General features: G+C 60.6%; 21 protein-coding genes and 1 pseudogene. 17 read left to right on the forward strand and 5 right to left on the reverse strand.

All coding sequences use genetic code 11. The features are described from left to right. Positions 1 to 127 precede the first annotated feature (127 nt). The 3 genes and pseudogenes from NKI50_RS15640 (at position 128) to NKI50_RS15650 (ending at position 2093) form a co-directional block, all read left to right on the forward strand. Positions 128 to 1102 (forward strand): annotated as a pseudogene (locus tag NKI50_RS15640) (zinc-binding alcohol dehydrogenase family protein). A 329-nt stretch (positions 1103 to 1431) separates the two neighbouring features. Continuing rightward, positions 1432 to 1659, forward strand: a complete 228-nt coding sequence (locus NKI50_RS15645) for a ribbon-helix-helix domain-containing protein (RefSeq protein WP_023718512.1) — start codon at positions 1432 to 1434, stop codon at positions 1657 to 1659. Continuing rightward, the gene (locus NKI50_RS15650) at positions 1656 to 2093 is read left to right on the forward strand and encodes a TA system VapC family ribonuclease toxin (RefSeq protein ID WP_352483673.1); all 438 of its coding nucleotides are present in this window, start codon (positions 1656 to 1658) and stop codon (positions 2091 to 2093) included. The genes NKI50_RS15645 and NKI50_RS15650 overlap by 4 nt, the downstream gene beginning before the upstream one ends. A gap of 187 nt (positions 2094 to 2280) precedes the next feature. Here the strand turns inward: NKI50_RS15650 and NKI50_RS15655 are convergent, their stop codons facing one another. Both NKI50_RS15655 and NKI50_RS15660 read right to left on the reverse strand, forming a co-directional pair. Next, positions 2281 to 3408 (reverse strand): NAD(P)/FAD-dependent oxidoreductase, encoded by a 1128-nt coding sequence (locus NKI50_RS15655; protein ID WP_352483672.1) that lies wholly within the window; start codon positions 3406 to 3408, stop codon positions 2281 to 2283. A gap of 64 nt (positions 3409 to 3472) precedes the next feature. After that, entirely contained in the window at positions 3473 to 4474 is a 1002-nt protein-coding gene (locus NKI50_RS15660; protein ID WP_023718509.1) for an SIS domain-containing protein, read from the reverse strand. Positions 4475 to 4575: 101 nt separating this feature from the next. Here NKI50_RS15660 and NKI50_RS15665 point away from each other — a divergent pair, with 101 nt between their 5' ends. The 5 genes from NKI50_RS15665 (at position 4576) to NKI50_RS15685 (ending at position 9832) form a co-directional block, all read left to right on the forward strand. Then, positions 4576 to 5442: a PfkB family carbohydrate kinase gene (locus tag NKI50_RS15665; RefSeq protein WP_023718508.1), complete on the forward strand. Its 867-nt coding sequence runs from the start codon at positions 4576 to 4578 to the stop codon at positions 5440 to 5442. Between the two features lie 160 nt (positions 5443 to 5602). Next, on the forward strand, positions 5603 to 6439 hold the full coding sequence (locus NKI50_RS15670) for an ABC transporter substrate-binding protein (RefSeq protein ID WP_352483671.1): 837 nt from the start codon (positions 5603 to 5605) through the stop codon (positions 6437 to 6439). Between the two features lie 76 nt (positions 6440 to 6515). After that, positions 6516 to 8045, forward strand: a complete 1530-nt coding sequence (locus tag NKI50_RS15675; protein ID WP_023718506.1) for an amino acid ABC transporter permease/ATP-binding protein — start codon at positions 6516 to 6518, stop codon at positions 8043 to 8045. Positions 8046 to 8154: 109 nt separating this feature from the next. Further along, positions 8155 to 9264, forward strand: a complete 1110-nt coding sequence (locus NKI50_RS15680; RefSeq protein ID WP_023718505.1) for a LacI family DNA-binding transcriptional regulator — start codon at positions 8155 to 8157, stop codon at positions 9262 to 9264. Positions 9265 to 9655: 391 nt separating this feature from the next. Continuing rightward, complete coding sequence (locus NKI50_RS15685) at positions 9656 to 9832, forward strand: DUF982 domain-containing protein (protein ID WP_023718504.1); 177 nt, start codon at positions 9656 to 9658, stop codon at positions 9830 to 9832. Positions 9833 to 10308: 476 nt separating this feature from the next. Here the strand turns inward: NKI50_RS15685 and NKI50_RS15690 are convergent, their stop codons facing one another. Then, positions 10309 to 10965 carry a Crp/Fnr family transcriptional regulator gene (locus NKI50_RS15690; protein ID WP_352483670.1) on the reverse strand — a complete coding sequence of 219 codons (657 nt, stop codon included), beginning with the start codon at positions 10963 to 10965 and terminating at the stop codon, positions 10309 to 10311. Positions 10966 to 11355: 390 nt separating this feature from the next. Here NKI50_RS15690 and NKI50_RS15695 point away from each other — a divergent pair, with 390 nt between their 5' ends. Together NKI50_RS15695 and NKI50_RS15700 are read left to right on the forward strand one after the other, a co-directional pair. Further along, a complete protein-coding gene (locus tag NKI50_RS15695) occupies positions 11356 to 11676 on the forward strand; it encodes an ABC transporter ATP-binding protein (protein WP_023718503.1) in 321 nt (106 codons plus the stop codon). A 532-nt stretch (positions 11677 to 12208) separates the two neighbouring features. Beyond that, a complete protein-coding gene (locus NKI50_RS15700) occupies positions 12209 to 13066 on the forward strand; it encodes a protein-L-isoaspartate O-methyltransferase family protein (protein ID WP_352496637.1) in 858 nt (285 codons plus the stop codon). A gap of 9 nt (positions 13067 to 13075) precedes the next feature. Here NKI50_RS15700 and NKI50_RS15705 read toward each other — a convergent pair whose 3' ends face one another. Next, the gene (locus NKI50_RS15705; RefSeq protein ID WP_352483668.1) at positions 13076 to 13693 is read right to left on the reverse strand and encodes a glutathione S-transferase family protein; all 618 of its coding nucleotides are present in this window, start codon (positions 13691 to 13693) and stop codon (positions 13076 to 13078) included. A 95-nt stretch (positions 13694 to 13788) separates the two neighbouring features. Then, positions 13789 to 14862, reverse strand: coding sequence for a pyridoxal-phosphate dependent enzyme (locus NKI50_RS15710; RefSeq protein ID WP_031193821.1), 1074 nt, complete (start codon positions 14860 to 14862; stop codon positions 13789 to 13791). An 87-nt stretch (positions 14863 to 14949) separates the two neighbouring features. Here NKI50_RS15710 and NKI50_RS15715 point away from each other — a divergent pair, with 87 nt between their 5' ends. From NKI50_RS15715 to NKI50_RS15745, 7 genes are all read left to right on the forward strand, one after another. After that, positions 14950 to 15432: an Lrp/AsnC family transcriptional regulator gene (locus NKI50_RS15715; RefSeq protein ID WP_023718499.1), complete on the forward strand. Its 483-nt coding sequence runs from the start codon at positions 14950 to 14952 to the stop codon at positions 15430 to 15432. A gap of 263 nt (positions 15433 to 15695) precedes the next feature. Then, the gene (locus NKI50_RS15720; protein ID WP_352588814.1) at positions 15696 to 16400 is read left to right on the forward strand and encodes a TetR/AcrR family transcriptional regulator; all 705 of its coding nucleotides are present in this window, start codon (positions 15696 to 15698) and stop codon (positions 16398 to 16400) included. Between the two features lie 111 nt (positions 16401 to 16511). Further along, complete coding sequence (locus tag NKI50_RS15725; RefSeq protein ID WP_023718497.1) at positions 16512 to 17375, forward strand: TauD/TfdA dioxygenase family protein; 864 nt, start codon at positions 16512 to 16514, stop codon at positions 17373 to 17375. Positions 17376 to 17399: 24 nt separating this feature from the next. Then, entirely contained in the window at positions 17400 to 18347 is a 948-nt protein-coding gene (locus NKI50_RS15730; protein WP_023718496.1) for a carbohydrate ABC transporter permease, read from the forward strand. Then, positions 18337 to 19173 carry a carbohydrate ABC transporter permease gene (locus NKI50_RS15735; RefSeq protein ID WP_352717058.1) on the forward strand — a complete coding sequence of 279 codons (837 nt, stop codon included), beginning with the start codon at positions 18337 to 18339 and terminating at the stop codon, positions 19171 to 19173. Before NKI50_RS15730 ends, NKI50_RS15735 begins: the two co-directional genes overlap by 11 nt. Before the next feature lie 28 nt (positions 19174 to 19201). Beyond that, the gene (locus tag NKI50_RS15740) at positions 19202 to 20491 is read left to right on the forward strand and encodes an ABC transporter substrate-binding protein (protein WP_023718494.1); all 1290 of its coding nucleotides are present in this window, start codon (positions 19202 to 19204) and stop codon (positions 20489 to 20491) included. A gap of 397 nt (positions 20492 to 20888) precedes the next feature. Next, positions 20889 to 22427, forward strand: coding sequence for an ABC transporter substrate-binding protein (locus NKI50_RS15745; protein ID WP_023718492.1), 1539 nt, complete (start codon positions 20889 to 20891; stop codon positions 22425 to 22427). Positions 22428 to 22436 lie beyond the last annotated feature (9 nt).

Raw genomic sequence — 22436 nt, forward strand, 5'->3', positions numbered from 1 at the left:
GGTCGCCGTCACCTAGGTCATGGTGTGCTCGTCCGCCCCGCGGGGGCGGGGGTTGGCCCCCCCGCCACCACTTCCTGTTGCCGGACTCCAGCTTAGCAAGGGGGGAATTGCCGTCATGGATCCCACCATCAAAGTCGTGCGATGCTCCGAGCCCGGCAGACTGGTGTTTGAGGAGCAGCAGGCACCAGACGCTCCGCCCGAAGGCTGGGCACTGGTCAATGTCGCCTTTGTCGGGATATGCGAAACCGACTACCACATCTTCGAGGGCAGGCATCCTTATCTCGCCTATCTGCGCATCATGGGCCATGAGGTTTCGGGAACAATCGCGGCAATCAACGCGCCCGTGGACCTGTCGGTCGGAGAGCAAATCCTCGTCAATCCCTATCTTGCCTGCGGACATTGTGCCGCCTGCCGCCAGGGCAAGCCTAACTGCTGCATGTCGATCGAGGTGCTTGGCGTGCACCGTGACGGTGCCATGAGTGAGCAGATTCTCGTGCCGGCGCAAAACTTGATTCCAGCGGCCGGCCTGTCACTGGTGGAGGCGGCCACGGTCGAGTTTCTGGCCATCGGTGCCCACGCAGTCCGCAGATGCATGGCGGGGCCGGGCATTCGCACCTTGGTTATCGGCGCCGGGCCGATCGGCCTCGGCACGGCGCTTTTTGCGCGAATCGCGCAACAGAACGTGACCGTCATGGACGTCGATACCGAGCGGCTGACCTTCGATCATCAAAACGATAGCGGCGCGAACTGCGGGAGCAGGTTTCGACGTCGTCTTCGACGCAACGGGAAACAGCCGTTCGATGCAGTCTGCCTTGCCTATGTTGCTCATGGCGGCGTCATGGTGATGGTCAGCGTCGTGCCGGACGACATAACTTTCTCCGATCCAGAGTTCCACAAACGGGAAATGATGCTGATCGGCAGTCGCAACGCGACTCGTAGCGATTTCCAGCACGTCATTGCCTCGATCCGCGCTGGAAAAATACCAATCGACCAGCTTGTCACCCACCGCACCACCCTGCGCGACAGCCCACGCGACATCGCAATCTGGGCGCAGCAGAAGTCCGGTCTGATCAAGGCCGTTATCGACGTAGGATCTGGCTGACTTCAGCAACACGATCAAGACATGTCATCGCAGCCCTGGTGCTGCATTGTGGGAGGGCGAGTTGCTCGGTGACGCCACGCTAAGCGTCGCGCTTGACACGGTATTCCGTGCGGTTTTCCTCAGATAACAATTGTCCCTGCCGAACTGGCTTGGCGTTTCGCTGATTACCGCGGGCGCAGTTTTCGTCGCATAAAGGTTGAAGCCGCGGAGCGACGATCTTTCCGGCAAAACGTGTTCCACGCAAATCCGCCGGGTATTCGCACCGCTTGAGTGTCCGACGTAGCTAGTCCACATCATGCGTGATGTTTGATGCGCGTCAGGAGAGTGATATGAGAACCACACTGGCGATTGATGACGACGTCCTGGTCGCGGCCAGGGCCATGGCCCGGCAGCAGGGTCGTAGCCTCGGCGAGGTCATTAGCGATCTCGCCCGGCGCTCGCTGCGCCGGCCTCAAGCTGGCGGCGAGCGCAACGGGATTCCTCTTCTGTCGCCTCGGCCGCATGCACCTCCTGTCACGCTTGAGACGGTCAACGCCTTGCGAAACGAACTGCCTTGACCTTCCTGCTCGGTGTCAATGTGCTGATCGCACTGATCGATCCTGGTCACGTCGCCTATGGCGACGCGCATGGCTGGTTCGAAGAGACGGGCAACGCGGCATGGGCTACTTGTCCGATCACCGAAAACGGCGTCCTGCGCATCGTCGGGAACCAAAGATATCCTAATTCTCCCGGCTCGCCCGCCATCGTTGCGCAAATCGTTACCAAGTTGCGGGCTCTGCACGGGCACAGCTTCTGGCCCGACGATGTGAGCCTGGTTGGCTCCGGCGACATCGATGCAGCGAAAATCCTGACTTCGGCACAGGTCACGGATACGTACCTTCTCGCGCTCGCCAAGGCGCGAGGCGGCCAACTTGCCAGCTTTGACCGCAAGCTGTCAGCGGCGCCCGTGAAGGGCGGGAAGTCTGCACTGCACCTAATTCACACAAGGTAGACCGCCGGGCTCTTCGGTGCAGTCTGCCTTTCGATCTTCTTGGCTTTGAATTGAGGCTTGCGCAACTTGTCGCGCTCAGCGCACTCCAGTGGATCGCGAGCGGCTATCTGGCCATAGTTTGCGGGGCATTCATCTTCTCCCTTGAGCGTCCGCGCTTGGACAGTTCGGCCTTGCCGCAATTGCCCTTTCAGCTGAATCGACTAGCGCGAAACGTTGCAAGCATGGGATGCGGATTGCCTGAGGCGATTTCTTTGGCAAGCAATTCGCCGACGATCAATCCAAGCGTGGCGCCGCTGTGGCTAAAGGCGACGTGAAGCCCGGCGACGGTCTCGACGGAGCCAAGCACTGGCTCGCCGTCGCCCGGGATGGGCTTCGGGCCAACTGCATAGGTAGCGAGTTGGAGCCGCCGATTGCCCTCGAGCACCGCACTAGCCTCGTCGAGCAGTCCTTTGACGGTCTTGTCGTGCACGGTGTAAGTTCCATCAGAGTTGACCACGACTTCTTCCTCCGACCACGCCGAATCCAAAACAAGTTCGCCATCCGGCGTCGGGCGCACCGCCACGCGCGGCGTATTCAGCACGGCACGGAGCTCGGTCTTGATCGGCTTGGTTTTCAAGAGGAGTGAAATCGGCGTGGCGTCGGGGACACGAACTCCGATCTCCGCAAGCATGGCAGGCGTCGCTGGCCCAACGGCAAGGACCACTGCATCCGCCTTTAACGGCACACCGTCGGCAGTGACGACGCCACGCGCGCGACCACCTGTGGCATCTATCCGCACGCGTCCGGCGTTCTGGACGAGCTTGCCGCCGCGGGAGCGGAACTCATTGAGCAGCAGATCGATCAGGCAGGGCAGGTCAACCCATCCTTCGCCAGGATTGAAGATGGCACCCTGCGGGGTGATTGCGCTGGCGTTGACACCGGGCGTCACTGCGCCGACTTCGGCAGGGCCGAGCAGAAGCGCGTCATAACCAATATCCTGCTCCAGCTGGCAGATGGAGGCGATCTGGTTCGTCCCATCATCCGCATCCCAGGTGAGGCCGCCGTCAAAGCGAAGCCACGACGCCGTTTCCGGCCTTGTGGCCGCCAGGGTCCGATAACGGTCGATGCCCGCAAGCCTCAAGCGGTGGTAAGCAGTGTCAGCACGTCGCGCTGAGTTCAGCCAGGAAAGTGAACGGCCGGATGCACCGTTGGCCGGCGCGCCGTCGTTGACAATGGTTACATCAAAGCCAAGACGAGCGAGGTGCAGCGCGGAAGAGATGCCGAAGATGCCAGCGCCGATGACGACGACTTGGCGCGGTTTTGGGGATGCAGTCATAGAAAAATCCTTCTACGCAGAAGCCGGGCTGGGAGTTGTTGGATGGCTGCAGAGCGCGGCGGAACTAGTAGTCCGTGAGCTTCTTCATGTAGCGCCGGCCCTCGAGCATCGGCTGGCCGCGCAGACCAGCCAGCGTATAGGCAAAACGCCATAGAGTGTCGAAGAAGACCAAGGGCACGAGATAGGGTTTGATGTGTTCGGACATACCGCTGAGGTCGAGTTCCGCTCCATCGAGCACCAGGATGTTTTCCCGGCTGCCGTGCTTGAAAAGGAAATCGCGAGCGCGTTCCGTAAGGTGCCTCGTCTCGTCCAAACCCATCAAGACCACGAAGCAAGTATCCCGGTCCACCACCTCGAACGGGCCGTGAAAGAACTCGTTGGCGTGTATGGCTTGCGAGTCGTACCACTGCATCTCCATCAACACGCAGATGGCGTAGGAATACGCCGCACCGTAGCTTGCACCGCTGGCCAGTGTGTAGATCGCTTTGCGCGGCGCGAAACGGGGTACGAAGGCCTTAAACCGGTCGGCATAGGTCCGGTGCGCACGTTCGATCGCCGGCTGAAGATGGCTCAGGCTCATCAGCAGATCGGCGGTCAGCCCGGCATCCTCCCGAGCATCGATTAGGCCGGCGAGCAACATGTAGAGCACGCCGTAGTTGCTGCGGGCTGCATCGATCGGTTTGCCCGTCGTGTAGGAGGCCTGGTAGGCGACTGCGTGGTCGACCGCCTGCGCGAGGGGCGATATCTGGTCGAGCGTCATGCCGATTGTCGTCGCGCCTTGATCCTTTGCATGATTGGCCGCTCGCACGGTCTCCTGGGTGGTGCCTGTCTGCGAGCAAAGGACGACGAGCGCGTCAGGTCCCAACCGTCGCGGATCTCGGCAGACGAACTCATCCGCGTTGTAGATATCGCAGGCGAATGTGCCGCTGTGACGGTCGACAAAGTATTTGCCTGCCATCATGATCGAGAGCGAGCCGCCGCACGCCACGAGGAATAGATGCGAAAACTGCCTGCCCGCCGTAGCGGCCAGGGCGCGTTCAACGTCGGCGGGGAGGGCGAAAATCATTAGGTTCCTCTTCTCGTTGACAGAGCTTGGGCCGGCGCACAATTGACAATGGCGGGCCATTGTGCGAACGTTATCACACCCTTTAAACTGAAAGTCCTGCGATGGTCAAGATTGCCGCGATGGGCGACAACGTGGTCGATTGTTATCTCGCTCGCGGCGAGATGTATCCTGGCGGAAATTGCCTCAATGTCTCGGTGTATGTCAGCCGCTTCGGCGGGCAGTCGGCCTATGTTGGGGCGATCGGCAAAGACCGGGCAGGGGACTTGATCCACGCCGCACTCAAGTCCGACCGCGTGGACATCACCCGATTGCGGCGCCTTGAAGGGCCGACCGCCTACTGCCTCATAGGTCACCGCAACGCCGATCGGATTTTCCTGGACTTCGATCTCGGAGTTTCGGTGTTCACGCCGACGCAAGAAGATCTGGATTTTCTCTCGGGTTTTCAGGCCGTCCACATCGGCCAGTCCAGCGGTTTGGACCCGTGGGTTGCCGCTGTATCAAGTAAGTCACTGTTGTCTTATGATTTTTCCACCCGCCGGGAACCGGGACACCGACGCGAGATTGGGCCCTATTGCTATCTGGCTTGTGTCTCGGGTGACGGTCTCGACGACAAGGAATTGGCCGCAATCGCAGCCGAATTGCTCGCATTTGGTTCAAGGTGGGTTCTTGTGACTCGCGGTCGGGCCGGCGCGGTGCTTCACGGCGACACCGTCTCTTACCGAACCCCGGCGCGGTTGGTCGAACCCGTCGACACCCTGGGCGCGGGCGACACCTTCATCGCAAGAACGCTATTCGGCCTGCTTAAGAAAGAGGCGCCTCAGGACATTCTTAGCCAAGCCGCGGAGGCGGCGGCTGCTACCTGCCGGTACTACGGGGCGATCGGCTATGCGGCAGCAATTGATCTAGGAAAGATCACGCCGGAGGTCCTCCGCGGAGCTCGGCGCATTCAAGACGAGAGAACCGTCTAGTTGGGGAATTCAACTGAGCAATTGACGCGAGAAATGGACAATGCTAGTCAAAGTGATAACGTTCTCATTCATCTAACCAACGCCATGAAAGAGCGTTTTGATGGATGGGTCGTCGAGTGGGACCGCAGGCCGACTTCGGCCAATCGTAAGAGGAGAAGACATGCAAACGAATTCGAGCAGGCGCCAATTTGTGAAATCCGGTCTGGCGCTGACGATCGCGCTGGTGACAGGACTTGGCACGTTGGCCGCATCAACGCAGGCAAAAGCGGCCGACAACCCCTACAACCTCATCGACCCGACGGTGATCAGCGTCGGAACCATGGGCGATGCGAAACCCTATGTCTTCACCGACGCCAACGGCAACTTCACCGGTTTCGACGCTGAACTCTTCCGCGACGTAGCGCGCCGGCTCGGGTTCAAGGAGGAGCAGGTCGTTTTCACCGGTCAGGAATTCTCGGCCCTGCTGCCCTCTGTCGCCAACGGTCGCTTCGACGTCGCTGTCGCCGCCATTGGCACGACCGCGGAGCGCAAGAAGACCGTGGATTTTGGCGACGGCTATCTCGCTGGCTACCTGTCGATCATTTCGCCTGATCCGGCTCTGACGAGCAATGAGAGCACCGCCGGAAAGCGCATTGGCGTGATCCAGGGGACGTTGCAGGAAATCTATGCCGAGAAGAATCTGAAGGGCGACATCGTCAAATTCCCGGACAACAACACTGCCGTGGCGGCGCTGAACAACGGGACGATCGATGGGCATTTCACTGACTATGAGTCGGCCAAGCAGTATGTGGAGCGCTATAAGAACCTGAAGATAACAATGAACGTGCCGTCCTTCGATGCGCCAGCCGGTTTCGTGGTCAAGAAGGGCAACGACGCCTTCCGAGAAGCGCTCAACAAGGCATTGCGAGAGGCCATGGACGATGGCACCTGGAAACGGCTTCACGAGAAATGGTTCCCGGGTACCCCGATGCCGGATCAATATCTGCCAAAGAAGTAAATTCGCGCGTATTCGTTAGCGTTTCCGGCCGGGCCCGTGAGCAACGGTGCCCGGCCGAGTTATAGATGGACTTGATATGAGCTGGTTCGACAACTTCGCCCGCAGCTTTCTTGATTTCCAGGCGATGGCAGAAGTTCTGCCGAACATGGTGATGGTCGGCCTCAAGAACACCCTGATCCTGGCCCTTGCCTCGACGTTTTTCGGGACGCTGATCGGTATCGTACTCGCCGTGATGGGGATTTCCGAGAACCGGCCGCTGAAACTCCTTGCCCGAGTCTACACCGATATCTTCCGCGGGCTTCCTGCCATCGTCACAATCCTAATCATTGGCCAAGGCTTCGCGCGATTGGGCCGAGATCTGTTCGGTCCATCGCCTTATCCGCTGGGCATTCTGGCGCTCAGCCTGATCGCCGGCGCCTATATCGGGGAGATTTTCCGCGCCGGCATTCAGAGCGTCGAGCGTGGTCAGATCGACGCCACCCGCACTCTCGGCATGACCTATGGCCAAGGCATGCGCTTGGTGGTGATCCCGCAAGGCATCCGCCGCGTCCTGCCCGCACTGGTCAACCAGTTCATCGGCAACGTAAAGGACTCCAGCCTGGTCTATTTCCTTGGTCTGCTCGCCTCCGAACGCGAACTGTTCCGCGTCGGCCAGGACCAAGCCGTGCTGACCGGCAACTTGTCGCCGCTGTTGCTGGCCGGCGTGTTCTATCTCGTGATCACGGTGCCGCTAACCCACCTCGTCAATTACATCGACGCGCGCATGCGCGTCGGCAAACGTATCACCGCTGTGCAAAGTGGCCTCAAGGAAGTCGCCGAGCTTGCCGAAGCGGGCGTGCCGGGCACAGCGACGTTGCCTGCAGCAGAGCCCACACGCTTCAAGGGTGGCGGCATTGAGGTCAAGAATATCGACATGGCCTATGGCGCCGTCCAGGTCCTCCATGACGTCAGTCTGAAAGTGGAGCCGGGGACCGTCACCTGCCTCATCGGTCCATCCGGCTCGGGCAAGTCGACCTTGCTGCGTTGCCTCAACCGCCTCGTAGAGTGTCGAGCCGGTGACATTCTGCTCGATGGCGAAAGCATCTACAAACAGACCCCTGACCAACTCCGGCGGCGCGTCGGCATGGTTTTCCAGCAGTTCAATCTGTTCCCCGACCGCAGCGCGCTCGCCAACATCACCTTGGCGCTTCGCAAAGTTAAACGCATGTCGCGCGAGGAGGCTGAGGGCGCGGCCTTGGCGAGGCTGAATGAAGTCGGACTGCTGGAGCGTAAGGACCATCGGCCGGCCAATCTCTCGGGCGGGCAACAGCAGCGGGTGGCCATCGCGCGCGCCCTGGCCCTCGAACCCGAGATTATGCTGTTCGACGAAGTCACCAGCGCGCTCGATCCGGAATTGGTCAAAGGCGTCCTGAACTTGATGGCCGATCTCGGTCGGGGCGGGATGACGATGGTGGTCGTAACACACGAGATGAATTTCGCCCGCAAGGTCGCGAACCAGGTCGTATTCATGGACGAGGGGCGAATTGTCGAGGCAGGCCGACCAGAGGACCTATTTGATAACCCGCAAAGCCCGCGTCTTGGGCGCTTTTTGTCCGAGGTGCTGTGATTGCAATGGTGTGCGCAACGGCGGCTGTTCCGGTGTTCGGCCTTGCGGGGCGGGCTTAACTGCCGCTAGGTCGCCGGCACAACGCGCGCATGGGCGGTAGGTTTGCCGAGTGACTCAAAGATTACCCAAAAACGCAACTATCATAGAGGTCGCTCGCCGGGCCGGGGTGAGTTCCGCCACGGCCGGGCGTGTTCTTGGTGACTACGGCTACAGCAGCCCCGAGGTTCAGGAGAAGGTGCGGGCCGCAGCAGCTGAGCTGGGCTACCGCCCCAATCGCCTTGCCAAAGGTCTGATCACCGGTAAAACGCAGACTATCGGCGTTGTGGTTGGCGACATCGAAAGCCCATTCTACGCCAGCGTGCTGCGCGGAATAGGGGATGTCGCGCGCCGTGGCGGCTTCGGGGTTATCGTTACGAACAGTGATGAAAATGCCGAACTCGAGCAAGAGGCGGTGCAACTGCTGCTGGAAAAGCAGGTCGACGGTTTAATTGTCTCATCGACCTTCGTGGACGAGCCGGATCATCTTCGTGAAGCAGTCGCGGCTCGCTGTCCCGTCGTGCAGTTCGACCGCATGGTGGCGGGCCTGGAAACCGATTCAGTCGTGGTCGACAACGTTTCTGTAACGCATAGCAGCATCGCGGCGATGATAGCGGCCGGACACAGCCGCATCGGAATATTGGCGGAACTCGGGCCGGGCCAACGCGACGATGTTGGCTCGTTTGTGGCAAACGTTGATCTCTCCAGCGCTGATCTTCGCTACCATCATCCAAGCTGGCAGAGACTATTGGGTTATCTCGAAGCCCATCGCGCCGCGGGCATTACGCCGGATCCGCAGTTGATCCGTCGCGTGGCGGTCTATTCTAGCGAGGCAGCCCGCAAGGAGGCGCTCGATCTGCTGACAATGCGCAATGCACCGTCCGCTCTGTTTACGGCCGATGGTGTGATGTCGACAGGGGTTCTGGAGGCCATTTCCGCATTGAAGCTTGCGATTCCAGGAGACGTTTCGCTGCTCTGCTTCGACGATCTCGACTGGATGCAGTTCGTGACCCAGGGTATCACAGCCATCGCGCAGCCGGCACATTTGATTGGAGCGGCGGCAGCGGAGCTTCTCTTGAAGAGGTTGGCGGAGGCCACGTTACCTTTCGAGCACCGTGTCCTTGCGGCCCGCTTGGTGGAGCGCAATTCAATTGCAGTTCATCTCAACCGCGAGGCCGTCTGACCCGGCCGCAACGGTCTATGGCTGGGGCAGTCTCTAAGGGGCTCTGAGAAACGCACCGCGGCCGAGACGCGAGACTACAACCGTCATCACCGGCCCCGCTGCATCAGCGTTGCCACGACGGCTTTAGCCAAGCGGCTCGCATCACCGCAATGATCATCTCTGAGTTGGCAATGCATCCTAAAATAGATGTCTACGCTGCGTCCCTACCCCGATATGGCCAGCCAGAAGGGGCTGCGCGGGGCTGGGCCATAGCCGGTTTTCCGATCCTTGGCTCGAACCGGGGCGTGGCTGACGGAACTCTTAGTTTAGATAGGGCTTATGTACAAATGTCGCTCCATTGGTTTTCACCGTCGATTCCCGTAAAGACCGGCCGTCCCGGCGTCATCTACCAATGCAGCAACGTCGAAGGGCCGCTGAGCAGCTCCTGAAGTGGAGCAAGCGCGGCCCTAAGTGGCATAGCGCGGTGCAACTCTGCATGGATGCAATGATCGATCAGGTGAAGCCCGATGTGGTTCGCAGAGCGTTCCTTGAGGCCGCCAAAGAGGAGGGAAAGCTACTGCCGCCGTAGCTCTTGTCTCCGAAGGAAGCTCATTCCATATCAGGCACGTCGCGGCTGACGAACAATGTCGTCGGCTCGCCGTATTCGCCTAATGCAGGGTTAGCATCGCGCGACCACGGCAATGACGCCAGCGTGTTTCGCCGCCAAGCCTCTCGCAGCCCATACCGCCCGGTCCTCGGTCTGGGAGGCTTCGGCCTGTGAATCGGCGTGCAAAATCGGCGTCGAATTTTGCACGCCGATTCACAAGTGTTGCCGTCGGGTCATGATGATCTCCCTTCGCACACTTTGCTTTGCTCGGCACGAGCTGGGTTGCGTTCCGCTCAGCCCAACCGTCGACCGCCTCGAGCCGCATACCGCTGTCGTCGAGACGTCAGGCGTCCCGCGCACGACCAGCCCTCCGTAAATGTCGTCTCGAACTGTTCCGGCGACGGAACGACCGTCTTCATTTTGGTGTCCATGCGCTGGCGTTCAAAGAGATATAGCCGCTACCTGAGATACTCGCTGTCGAATCCGGCTGTTTCGACCAGCTTCTTGCGGTTGATCACCTCTACATGGCCTGACTTGAAAGAGACGAGATCGGCCTTGCGCAGCTCCCTTAACGTTCGGTTGACGTGAACCGTGGTCATTCCGAGGATGTCGGCCAGTTCATGCTGGGCAAGAGGACACTCATATCTTCCATCAACCGACAGCTCAACCATGGAGAGCCTCTCTTCCAACTCCAGCAGGAAATGGGCGGTACGCCTCATCGCGTTCCGTCGCCCGGTATTTGTCAGATGTTCGGCAAGGATGGCGTTCAGGCGCGCCAGCGAACAGGCGATCTTCTTCCCGATTCGGCCGTCCGACAGGATGGCCTCGACCAGTTCCTTACTGGAAATTTCATAAACAGCTAGTTCGGTTATGGACGCCAGCGACGCAAGACGGGGTCCGTCCAAGCCACGGAAACCGACGACATCCCCTTTGAGGGGAGTGTCTATGATCTGCCGCTCTCCGTCCGGCAGTGCCTGATAAAGTATGCCCCAGCCCGATTTTACAATGAATATCTCACTGTTGTCGTCCTCCTGCCGGCATATCACCGAATGGGGTTTATAGATTTTTGCGGTAACACCGAGAAAATTGTTGTTCCCCCACTCATTCTTCGACAACGTCCCCCTATGGGATGAGAGCACATGAACTGCAATAGTGTCTGCATGGAGAATCGCAAGTTTGCTTCTGTTTCCACACGACTGACAATAGTATCTCCCGGATAAATCGACAGAACGACCTCTTACCCTAGGGGCGGGTTTGCCTACTGTCCTCGTCTGTTTGGTAAACTGCGTTTAACTTAGGGTGTACAAGGGCGGTTAAGTCTCCGGGTTAAGGTCCGGCAACAGGCTCCGAACCGCCAATCACCTTGCCGCGCAGTAGTACGGCTTGGTTGTGGGATCGGGGGATCGGCGAACGCATGCACATGGTCGAGATGAGCGAAACTTACCTGGATCGTCTGCCGGCCGAACTGTCGGGGGGGTCAGAAGCAGCGCGTTTGCGCCCGGGCGTTGGCCGCCGATCCGGAACTCATCATCTGCGACGAAATCACGTCCGCGCTCGACCAGATTGTGCAAGAGGAAATCCTCAAGCTCTTAATGCGGCTTCAGCGCGAACTCGGCATGAGCTGCATTTTCATCACCCATGACATTGCCACCGTGCGGGCGATCGCCGACGAAATTGGGGTGCACCAAGGTAAAGTCGTTGAGCGGGCATTAAAGAGCGAAATTCTCACGCCGCCGCACGGCCCCTATACCGAGCGGCTTTTATCCTCCGTGCCGGAAATGGATCCGAACTGGCTCACAAGGCTGCTGGCCAGCCGGAGGATGTGATCGTCGGGCGGAGCGTTGCGTGTCTTCCATATCGCCACGCCTTACAGCCTCGCGGTCGGCCTTCGGAACAATGCCAGAAATTTTGATGGTTCTCGCCCACGAAAAAGCCATCACGGCAGCAGGGACGAACTTGCGCTTTTGCGCATATTGATCTCTATCAGCAGCGATACCCAGCGCGCTCCTGCATCGGCTCGACGGCCGCAACCACCAGCTCAATGACGACTTGGCCGAGGTTGCCGCCGGTGTCCGCGCTTTGCTATAAAATCCCCCTATGTCACGAGAATGAGTATCAATCCGCCGCGCGAGTTGATGTCCTGGCGTCGTTCCGGGCACCCGTGCGCCAAATTCGGTCAGACGCCAGGCGCCGAAACGGGCGGGTCCACAGGCAAAGAGGGCAGGGCACTCGGCAAAGCTGCGCTCTATGGCAAACGGATAGCGGGCATTGCCCTTCAATGCGGGGATAGCGCCCCTTTGCCGTCGTTCGGTTTTCTGAGAGCATGATTGAGTACGTGCGATCCGGAGCCGATATTCCATGCCGACAAGAATCGATGCTAGTGAAGCGCGCCGGTGGTTTGCCGAAGATCTGCGTGTCTCATCACCTGTCTTGCACAACCCTGCGGTCATCGAGGCCTTCGCAAAGGTTCCGCGCGAACACTACCTTGGCAACGGGCCTTGGCGTATCCATTCGAGATTGCAAATCGGGGCGGTCCATACCAGCCCTTCAGCCGCACTTCATGAGATTTACCACGACGTTCTGGTCTTGCTTGACGAAAAACGCGGACTGAACAGCGGCTTGCCGTCGCTTTGGGCATTGGTTTTCGACCATCTGAACATCACTCCCGGCCAGACTGTCCTTCAGGTGGGCGCCGGTGTCGGCTATTTCACCGCCATCCTCGCTGAACTAACGGGTTCTGAAGGACGCGTGATTGCATATGAGATCGACGAAGAACTGGCTCGGCGTGCGCAAAGCAATCTTGCTCATTATGCCCATGTAGAAGTGATATCAGGTGATGCAACGCAGGCAGTTGATCTGCCAAACCTCGATGTCGTGGTCGCTTTTGCCGGCGTGACGCACGTGCCGGAACGGTGGCTTTCAAATTTGTCCGACGCTGGCCGGATGGCACTGCCGTTCACAGGTGAGGACCGACGAGGTTTCATGATGCTTCTGGAAAGGGTCGGCGATACGTTTCCCGTACGGTCACTTGTGCCATGCGGGTTTTACCCCTGCAGCGGAGCTAGGCGCAGTGACGAAGAAAAGGCCTTGATGGCCGCCCTCAAGGCTGCCCGAGGCAAGGTCACCCGTCTCGCGCAATATCATCCAGGCCGACCAGCAAATGGCCTCGAGAACGCTTGGCTGGTGACCGACACATACTGGATTTCGAAAGCCTAGCGATCGATATCAATCACGCGTGTCGCCGTCGTAGGGTGTGGCACGCATTGAAGGGCGTTCCACGAAGGATCTATACCATCGTGTCAGTCGTGGCCTTCCCTGCAAGAAGTCGGGCAGTCCCCGGAATTCCAGCCAGCTTAGACAAGTGGCGAGCGCGATGTGGCCGACATGGAGCGGTGCGTCGAATTCGACCTCGCGTTCCACGAAGTTATAGGATTCGATGAGCTTCATCGTCATGCCTGCGCCCAAGGCAGGATAACGCAGATGTTCAGGGCGGCGCTCGTTTTCCCAGCGGATGGAAATGCCTGCGTCGCACATGCCGCCGGCGAGCGCCTGGAGGCGCAAGGCGGACCATTTTGCTCGCCCTGTTTCGGGGATGAGCCGAGGACTGCTTTCGAGACTGTCGAGATAGCTGCAGATTACGCTCGAATCGAAGATCGCATAGCCGTCGTCGAGAACGAGAGCGGGCACCTTGCCAAGCGGATTGATCGCAAACACATCATCGTTGCGATTGATGGGGCTCGTCTCGTGATGAATGACGCGCAGACGTCCGGCAAGCCCGGCCTCGTGGGCAAAGACCAGAACCTTGCGCGCGTAGGGGGAGTGGGTCTGGTAGATGAGCTTCATGGACCCGTTCTGCGTTGAGTCTGAAGCGTGGGCATCTCGAGCAGTCCGCGGCCCAGCCGCTCTTTTGTTCAATGGTCCGGGGTTTGGCGCCATCGTCATGCGTCCTTCTCCAGTTCGGCCTCGGTCACGATGATCAGCACCCGGCTCGATTCGTCGAGCGCAAGCTCCCGCGATGGGCCGGAAGTCGCGACGGCGGTGGCGAGGCCGGCGAGGCCGGCCGCACCCGACGGGGTTGTGCCTGGACCGTTTGCCTCGCGAAGTCGGCTCTTCGCGTCGGCAAGCGCCGCTTCGGACACGGTTATGACCCGAGCGTTGCCTTGGCGGAGTACGTCGAGCGCCGATGCGGCTGCTTCGCCACAGGCGAGCATGTCTGCCGACGTCTTGAGATCGCCGGATATCCGCACGGACCGTGCTTGCGACAGCCCGGCCGCGACGCAGGCTGCGGCCTCTGGTTCTACTACGACGATCATGGCTGGAGGCATCAACCAGTCCTTCAGCCCAGTCGTCAGGGCGGCGGCAAGTCCGCCGACACCGGCCTGCACGAAGAGGTGGGTTGGCCTCAGATGGCCGATCTCGTTGACCTGGCGACGAATTTCCGCAGCAAGCACGCCATAGCCAGCGACGACATCTGCTACAGCTAGGTCGTCCGGGTCGCTAGAGGTGTCGGCCACCAGAATGCCTTCTCCGGCCCGGGCCGCCGCGGAGGCCCGATCGACGGCATCGTCGTAGGTGCCGTCGACCCACACGATTTCGGCGCCTTGTGATTCGATACGCCTGACCCGCGCCGCAGGAACGCCCGTGTGGAGGTATATTTTTGCCGTCCCACCGGCAAACTTCGCCGCCGCGGCAACGGCAAGTCCGTGATTGCCGGCGCTGGCCGTGATTAACGCCGGCAACGGCGTCCTGGCCCGCTCTGGATCGAGCAATTCGTCGATATCCATCCCGGTAGCCCGGGCCAGAGCACACAGACCAGCATAAGTGCCGCCGAGGGACTTGAAGCTGCCCAGGGCACGGTGTCCCTCGTTCTTGGCAAGCACCTGGGCCACATCCAGGCTCGCAGCGAGGTTTGGCAGGTCGAGCAACGGTGTCGGTGCATAAAATGGCGACAGGCGCTGTAACAGCGCCGCGATCTGATCAGGGTCAAGGCCCGGCTGTGTGTCTATGGCCATGAGGCGAAGTTCTATCCCGGAAACCACGCCGGTTGGCGCCTATTATCGTTGCTCGCCTGCCTGATTTCGTCATACATGCCTGTCCTCATGACGAAAACTGCCGTCCTCGATCGCTTCGACTATGTGCTGCTGTCGCTGGTTCAGCGCGACAACCAGATCCCGGCGCGGCGTCTCGCCGAGCAGGTCGGGCTTTCCCAGAGCGCGGTTCTGCGCCGCCTGCGCCGGCTGCGGAAGGATGGCGTGATCGCAGCAGACATTGCCGTCGTTCGCCCGGGGGCCGTGGGCCTGCCGCTAACCATCCATGTGCTCGTTTCCCTGGAACGGGAGAGCGCTGTCGAGTTGGACGCCTTCATCGGCAAGCTTCGCGGGCGCTCGGAGGTTCGTCAGGCTTGGTATGTCACCGGTGAAACCGATTTCGTGCTCCTCCTGCAATTGCCAGGGATGGAGGCGTACGATGTCTTCACGCGGGAAGTCTTCCACGCCGATTCGAACGTGAAGGCGTTTCGCACCATCGTGACGATGAGAGAAGTGATCGGCGCAGCCGATGCGCAGCCGCTATCCACTGCCTGAGTTTGTGGCGTGGCCCCAGCAAGGTCATTGCCCTTTTGACCCGTAATATCAGTCAAGGGCGCGAACCAGGTTGAAGGTCGATATACGCGTTCCCGTATCTACTCACCCGCCCCACCGCGAATGTCTGCACCTGGCCCATATTAGTTCCGCCAGTGCGTAGAAAGAGACTCTAGTACGACGGGTACATCGCATGGCAATTTGTGATAGCAACGCTGATCGCGTCTGGTGCCGGTCGGTGGGCGGTTGCGGCTCGTTCCGGCATAGTGATCGTCGCGGCAGCGAGCGGCATGAATTTCGGAAGGGATATGAGAGCCAACATTTCAGGATCTCCCGGTGACGAGGCGCACTCTACGCGGACCAGAATCAAAGAGGTCGCGGCCGAGTTCTATGTCCTACGCGGCCACGATGGTTTCAGCTTCGGCGATATAGCGACGGCAATCGGCACGACGCGCGCCAACATCCATCATCACTTCGGCAACAAGCGTCAGCTGATGGAGGAATTGATCGCAGACTTCGCCGCCAACGCCGAGGCCCGCATCAAGCGCTTCTGGACGACCCCCGATATCCGGTTCTTCGACCGTCTCGATATGCAGCTCGAGGATCTGCGCCGTTTCTACGAACGTTTCAATGCTGAGAAGGGAGCCCGCAATATGTGGAGCCCGCTTTCGCGCCTTCGCCACGACCTCCCGGTTCTCGGCGAACCAGCGGAACGTGCCCTGGAGCGCGTCAACCGGGTCTATGATCAGAGCCTGCGTCATGCGGTAGACCAGGCGGTGAAGGACGGAGAGCTTTCCTCCCACACACTCAGCGACGAGCTCGTGCACATGCTGCGCATTACCCTTCTGTCCTGTCCACCAATGACGCAGGACACCGGAAGCTTCGACGAGGTCGCCAGGACCTTCGCAGCGCTCGCCGCGATCATCCGCGCCGCTTGGCATGATGCGGGGAAGGGCTCGGGTCGAGGCTAGACATCCAGTGGATCAAAGCGAGGGTGAGTTGACAGCCTTTGGCTTTCAAGTTACTTACTTGCAGGTAAGTCAGCCCATGATGGCGACGAGGCGCGTATTAGGGAGGATCACGTGCTGCGCGATGACGCATTCACTCGTTTCGAGGTCAGCCCCTTCACTGGAGCGCTCGGTGCAGAAATTCGTGGGATCGATCTGGCGAGCGCGAGCGAGGATGCCTTCCAGGACGTTCGCCGCGCGCTCTACAAGTATCATGCGCTCGCCGTGCGCGATCAGGAGCTTGACGCCGCCGGCGTCCACAAGGTCGCCCGCCGGTTCGGACCATTTAGCGGCAATCCGGTGCACACGCCGATCGACGGCTTTAACGATATCGTGCGCTTCGTGCGCGAGCCGGACGACACGGGCAAGGTGATCGGCGAGGACTGGCACATGGACCTCGCCTGGCTACCGAAGCCGCCGGGCATTACGATCCTCTACGGTGAGGAGGTGCCGCCGGTTGGCGGCGACACCTGCTTCTCCAGCCTCGAGAAGGCATATGACTCGCTTTCGCCGCGGCTGGTCGAGATCCTGCAAGGCCTGACGGGCGTCCATAGCGGCCGCGGGGTCTTCGCCATCAACGCGGCCCACAGCCGGCTCGGCGTCAAGGCCGATGTCGAGGCGATCGAGAATGCCGTCGTCGAGCATCCTGTGATCTGTCGCCACCCCGAGACTGGCCGGCGCTATGTCTTCGTCAGCAGCGTGATGACCAATTTCAAGGGGATGACGGAGGAAGAAAGCAAGCCGATGATCGACTTCCTGATGGCGCGGGCTGTCCGGCCCGAGTTCAACTGCAGGCTGCGTTGGGAACCGAAGACGCTCGGTATGTGGAACAATCCCCATGTCCTGCACACCGCCATCAACGATTATCCCGGATATCGCCGGGTGATGTACAGGACAACGGTGGAGGGCACCGTTCCACTTGCCGCCAGGGACGGCTGACGCGCAACCGCTCAGGGAGGAGCAATGGCATTTGGTTCCGAGGCATCCGTCGGCCACAGGGGGGAGGGGACGGCGGAAGCGGCTGGCGAGACCAAGAGGCGGCGCTTCGCGTTTTCGCCTGCCTACCTCTATGCGACGCCCGTACACCTCCTGGTGCTTGGGATCATCGTGCTCCCCGCCATCTTCGTCCTGTGGCTGAGTTTCGAAGCCTCGTCATTCGGCCAATCGGCAACCTTCGTTGGGTTCGATAACTACATCCGCGTCCTCACCGATCCCTATTTTTGGTGTTCGGTCTGGAACACCGTCCTCGTCGTCGCCGTGGCGGTTCACATCGAACTGCTGCTCGGCCTTGGCCTGGCCCTGCTTTTCGCTTCCGGGCTTCCCCTCCAGCGCGTCATGCTCGTCGTGGTGCTCGCTCCCTACGCCATCAGCGAGGTGACGGCGGTCGCAATGTGGCGCTTCCTGTTCGATCCGGACGTCGGCCCAATCACGCTAATGCTGCGATACACCGGTCTGCCGACGCTCGACTGGACGTTCATCCCTTCCCACGGCCTCGTCCTCGTCGGCCTGCTCACGATCTGGCTGCACCTGCCATTCACATTCATCATCCTCTATGCGGCACGACTCGCGGTTCCGAAGGAGCTCTACGAGGCTGGGCGCACCGACGGGGCCAATGCGTTCCAGCTCTTCCGCAACATCACGCTGCCGCTCCTGGCGCCAGCGATGCTCATCGCGCTGCTCTTCCGCTACATCTTCGCCTTCCGCCTCTTTTCCGAGGTCTGGCTCCTGACCCAGGGCGGCCCGGCACGCACGACCGAGGTCGTTTCCGTTTATCTTTATCAGGAAGGCTTCCGCTACAACTCGTTCGGCACGGCGGCCGCGACGGCGTGGATGATGGTCGTCATCTCGCTGCTGCTTGCGACTGGCTATGTATGGCGGCTGCGCAAGGAATCCCTGGCCAATGCGTTCTAGGCGTCTCGCCATCGGTGCCGGAAAGATGCTCGCTGTTGCGGCAATCGTCGTCTGGTCACTGTTTCCGATCGGCTTCATCGTGCTCTCGTCGTTCAAACCCGGTCGCGAGATTTTCGCGGTTCCACCGGAGCTCTTCTTCGAACCGACCTTGGAGCACTACGCCTCGCTGTGGCAGCGCTGGCCGGCCTTTTTCGACGGGCTCGTCAACAGCCTGATCATCACCACCGGGGCGACGGCGCTTGCCGTCATGGCAAGTATGCTCGCCGGTTTTGCCTACTCACGCTATCGGGGCGTCCGTTTCCTGGAAGGATCGGTGATGTTTCTGATCGGATCGCGGCTGATCCCGCCGATCGTCGTGACGCTGCCACTGTTCCCGGTCGTCAATCGGCTCGGGCTCAACGACACCCATCTGGTGCTGATCCTGCTCTACGCGACGTTCTTTGTCTCGCTCGGCACGCTCTTGATGCGCACGTTCATCGATCAGGTACCGCGCGAACTCGACGAGGCGGCTGTCCTCGATGGCGCGCGGCCGCTGACGATCCTTGTCAAGATCATCTTGCCGCTCGTAGCGCCCGGCATGCTCGCCGTCGCCGTCTTCGTAGTCGTCTTCGCGTGGAACGAGTTTCTGTTCGCCTATATCTTCACCGCCAACCACGCCAAGACCGCGCCTCTGGTCCTTTCGGAGATGATCAGTTCGATCGACGGCGTCGACTGGGGCGTGCTCTTTGCGGCCTCTACCGTCCAATTGCTGCCGGCTCTCGTCTTCGTGGTCCTGATGAACCGGTTTCTGGTCGCCGGATTGACCGCCGGCGCGACCAAGGGGTGACGACGTCACCGAGAAAGGGAGGAAGACAATGCCTTTGCACATGACACGCAGAGCCCTGCTGACGACCGCGATGGCCGCCGGCGCGACGGGCGCATTGGGTCGGTTGGCCCATGCCCAGGTAAAGACGCTGAACGTGCTTTGCCATCGCGTCCACCAAGCCAACCTGACGACCGGCGCCGCCGGCAATGTCATCAAGCCCTGGGAGGACAAGAACAACGCCCAGATCTCCTGGACTACGCTTGACAGCAATCCGCTCCAGGACCGGTTATTCCGGGAGGCGAGCCTGAGCGAGACCGATTTCAACGTCGGCTATGTCATCGACAACCGCATGACGTCGCAGATCGCCTCGCTGTTCGAGCCGCTCGACGACCTCAAGAAAGCCGAGCCGATCGACGATTTCGACGATATCGCCGAGGGCCTGCGCCAATCGATGACCGTCGGCGGCAAGCTCGTCGGCATCCCCGTGCGCCATGCCACGCAGGGGCTTTTCTACAACGAGGAGCTGCTTCAGGAGGCCGGCATTTCGGCGCCACCGAACACATTGGAGGAGCTGGTCGAGCAGGCGAAGAAGCTGACCTTCACCTCCAAGTCTGGTACGCCGGCCGTCGGCATGATCCTTGCGAGCGACCTCGCCGTCTTCCCGGTCATGTTCGCCCGCGCGTTCGGCGGTGATTTCATCGACAAGCAGTTCAAGGTGGTTCCCGATCCGGAGGCGATGGAAAAGGGCCTGTCCGTGCTCGCCGACCTCTTCAAGGCCGGGGCGCTTCCCCGCAGCTACGCCACAACGCGCAACGACGACATGGCGACGTGGATGCAGCAGGGACGCGCTGCCTTCGCGGTGCTGCCTTTCGCCCGCTACGCGCAGCTCAACAGCAAGGAACAGTCGACTGCGCCGGGAAAGATCAAGCCGATCGAGTTTCCCGGCTCCAAGACCCTCGGCACCGGTCAGGAAATGCACCCAGTCGTCGAATCCTGGGCAATGGCCATTCCCGCCAATTCGGCGGACAAGAGGCTCTCCTGGAGCTACATCCGCTTCGTAGCGAGCAAGGCCGCCACACTCGACATGGCGCGCAACGGCAATGGCCCCGTCCGCGCTTCGACCTATGCCGAGCCGTCGTTCGCCGGGGCGCTGCCACAGGCGACGGTCGAGGCAGCCGCCCTTGCCAAGGCGCGACCGGCCTTTCCGGCTTTTCCCGAAGCCGCTCGCGCTCAGTCGACGTTTCTCGAGGAGGTTCAGCTCGCCGTCCTCGGTCGCAAGAGCCCGAAGGAAGCGGTCGCCGCCATTGTCGATCGCGTCAAGCCGCTAATGCCAGCTTGATCGTATGGACTGACGTGGCCATGTCGCCTGCTACTTGCCAGGCGACCAACCGGCGAGGATCAGCGCGGTCGTAAAGTCGTCGTCGGGTGAGGCGGTGTTCCATGGACCTGAGTTCGATCGCGCGAGCTCAGGACTGCTTAGCAGTGCGCTGGCGGCAGACAGCAGGTTCAGCGCGCCGCCACCGATATCCCACCACGCGGCCTAGGCGCCTGGGCGATCGCGTGATGCAGGCCTTACGGCGAGGCCACGCCTTGGCGCACGAGGATCATCAGCGACTCCAGCCGCGCGACGTCCTCTGGGCGAAAAAAGCTTGACGACACCATATTCGGATGCGTTTACTTCGTCCGTAACTAGGATATAAATTCCATTACTATGGAACAGAGCGAAGGGAACCAAGATGAAGCGTTTCTTGCAAATCGTCGCTTCACTCGCCGCGCTTATGCTGCCGGCGACAGGCGCTGCCTGGGCCGAGCCCGCTAGAGGTGGAGTGATTGATGTGGCGACCATTGGGGAGCCGCCGACACTGGATCCGATGGCCTCGACCGCCGATCTGGTTGGCATTGTCACGCAGCACATCTACGAGACGCTCTATACCTTCGACAAGGACTGGGGCATCACGCCGCTGTTGGCCGCCGAAATGCCACAGATTTCACCGGATGGCCGTACCTACACCATCGCGCTCAGAACCGGCGTTAAGTTCCACGACGGCAGCGATATGAATTCGGCCGACGTGGTCGCTTCGCTGCAGCGTTGGATGAAGATTGCCACGCGCGGCAAGCAGGCAGCCGAAGTCATCGCCACGGTCGACGCCGTTGACGACCACACCGTCAAGCTCACCCTGAAAAAGCCGTTCGCGCCACTTCTGTCGCTGCTCTCACTCAACAATGCGGCCGCAATCATCATCCCGTCCGAAAACGTGGGACAGGAGCCGCTGACCAGCTTCGTCGGTACCGGCCCCTATATGTTGAAGGAACGCAAGCCGGACCAGTACATCCAGCTTGCCCGGTTCGACGGCTACAAGTCGCGCGACGGCGAACCCAACGGCTATGGTGGCGCCAGAAAACAGTATCTCGACGAAATCCGTTTCGTGCCGGTTCCCGATGCGAACACGCGCGTCGAAGGCGCTGTCTCCGGCCAGTTCGCCTATGTTGACTCGCTGCCGGTCGAGTCCTTTGACAAGATCTCGGGTGGCAAGACCCAGCCGGTCATCTTGAAGCCGTTCGGTTGGCCGGTATTCGTCCTCAATACCAAGCAGGGGCTGAATTCCGACATTCGCATCCGCAAGGCGATACAAGCAGCGCTGGCGCCGAACGACATGCTGCTCGCCGCATTCGGATCGAAGGAGTTCTTCGCAGCCGACGGCGACATGTATCCCGAAGGCTTTGCCTGGCACACGGACGCCGGCACCGAGCCCTACAAGCCCGATGGCGACACTGAGGCGGCTGCGGCGCTGCTGAAGGAAGCCGGCTATGACGGCAAGCCTTTGCGCATCCTCACCAGCCGCCAATACGAGTTCCACTACAAGCTGGCGCAGGTCGCGGCCGAGTATCTGAAAGCCGCCGGCTTCCAGGTCCAGCTCGACGTGGTCGAATGGGCGACGCTGACCAAGAACCGCACCGACCCGGCGCTGTGGGACATCTACATTAGCCACAGTCCGTTCCTGCCCGAGCCGTCGCTGACCGGCATAATGTCGGACTCCTCTCCGGGTTGGTGGGTTTCGGATCGCAAGCACCAGGTGCTTGAGGCGTTCAACGCCGAAGCCGATCCGGCCAAGCGCGTCGCGCTGTTCGCAGATGTCCAGAAGGCGATCTACGACGAGGTTCCAGCGTTCAAGGTCGGCGACTTCAACGCCTTGGCCGCCCAGGCCCCCAAGCTGAAAGCCGTGACGCCGGCGCCATGGCCCTATTTCTGGAACGCTTATCTGGAAGGCAACTGAGACGGTCCT

This window comes from Mesorhizobium sp. M0563, assembly GCF_040321065.1.
Taxonomy (GTDB): domain Bacteria; phylum Pseudomonadota; class Alphaproteobacteria; order Rhizobiales; family Rhizobiaceae; genus Mesorhizobium.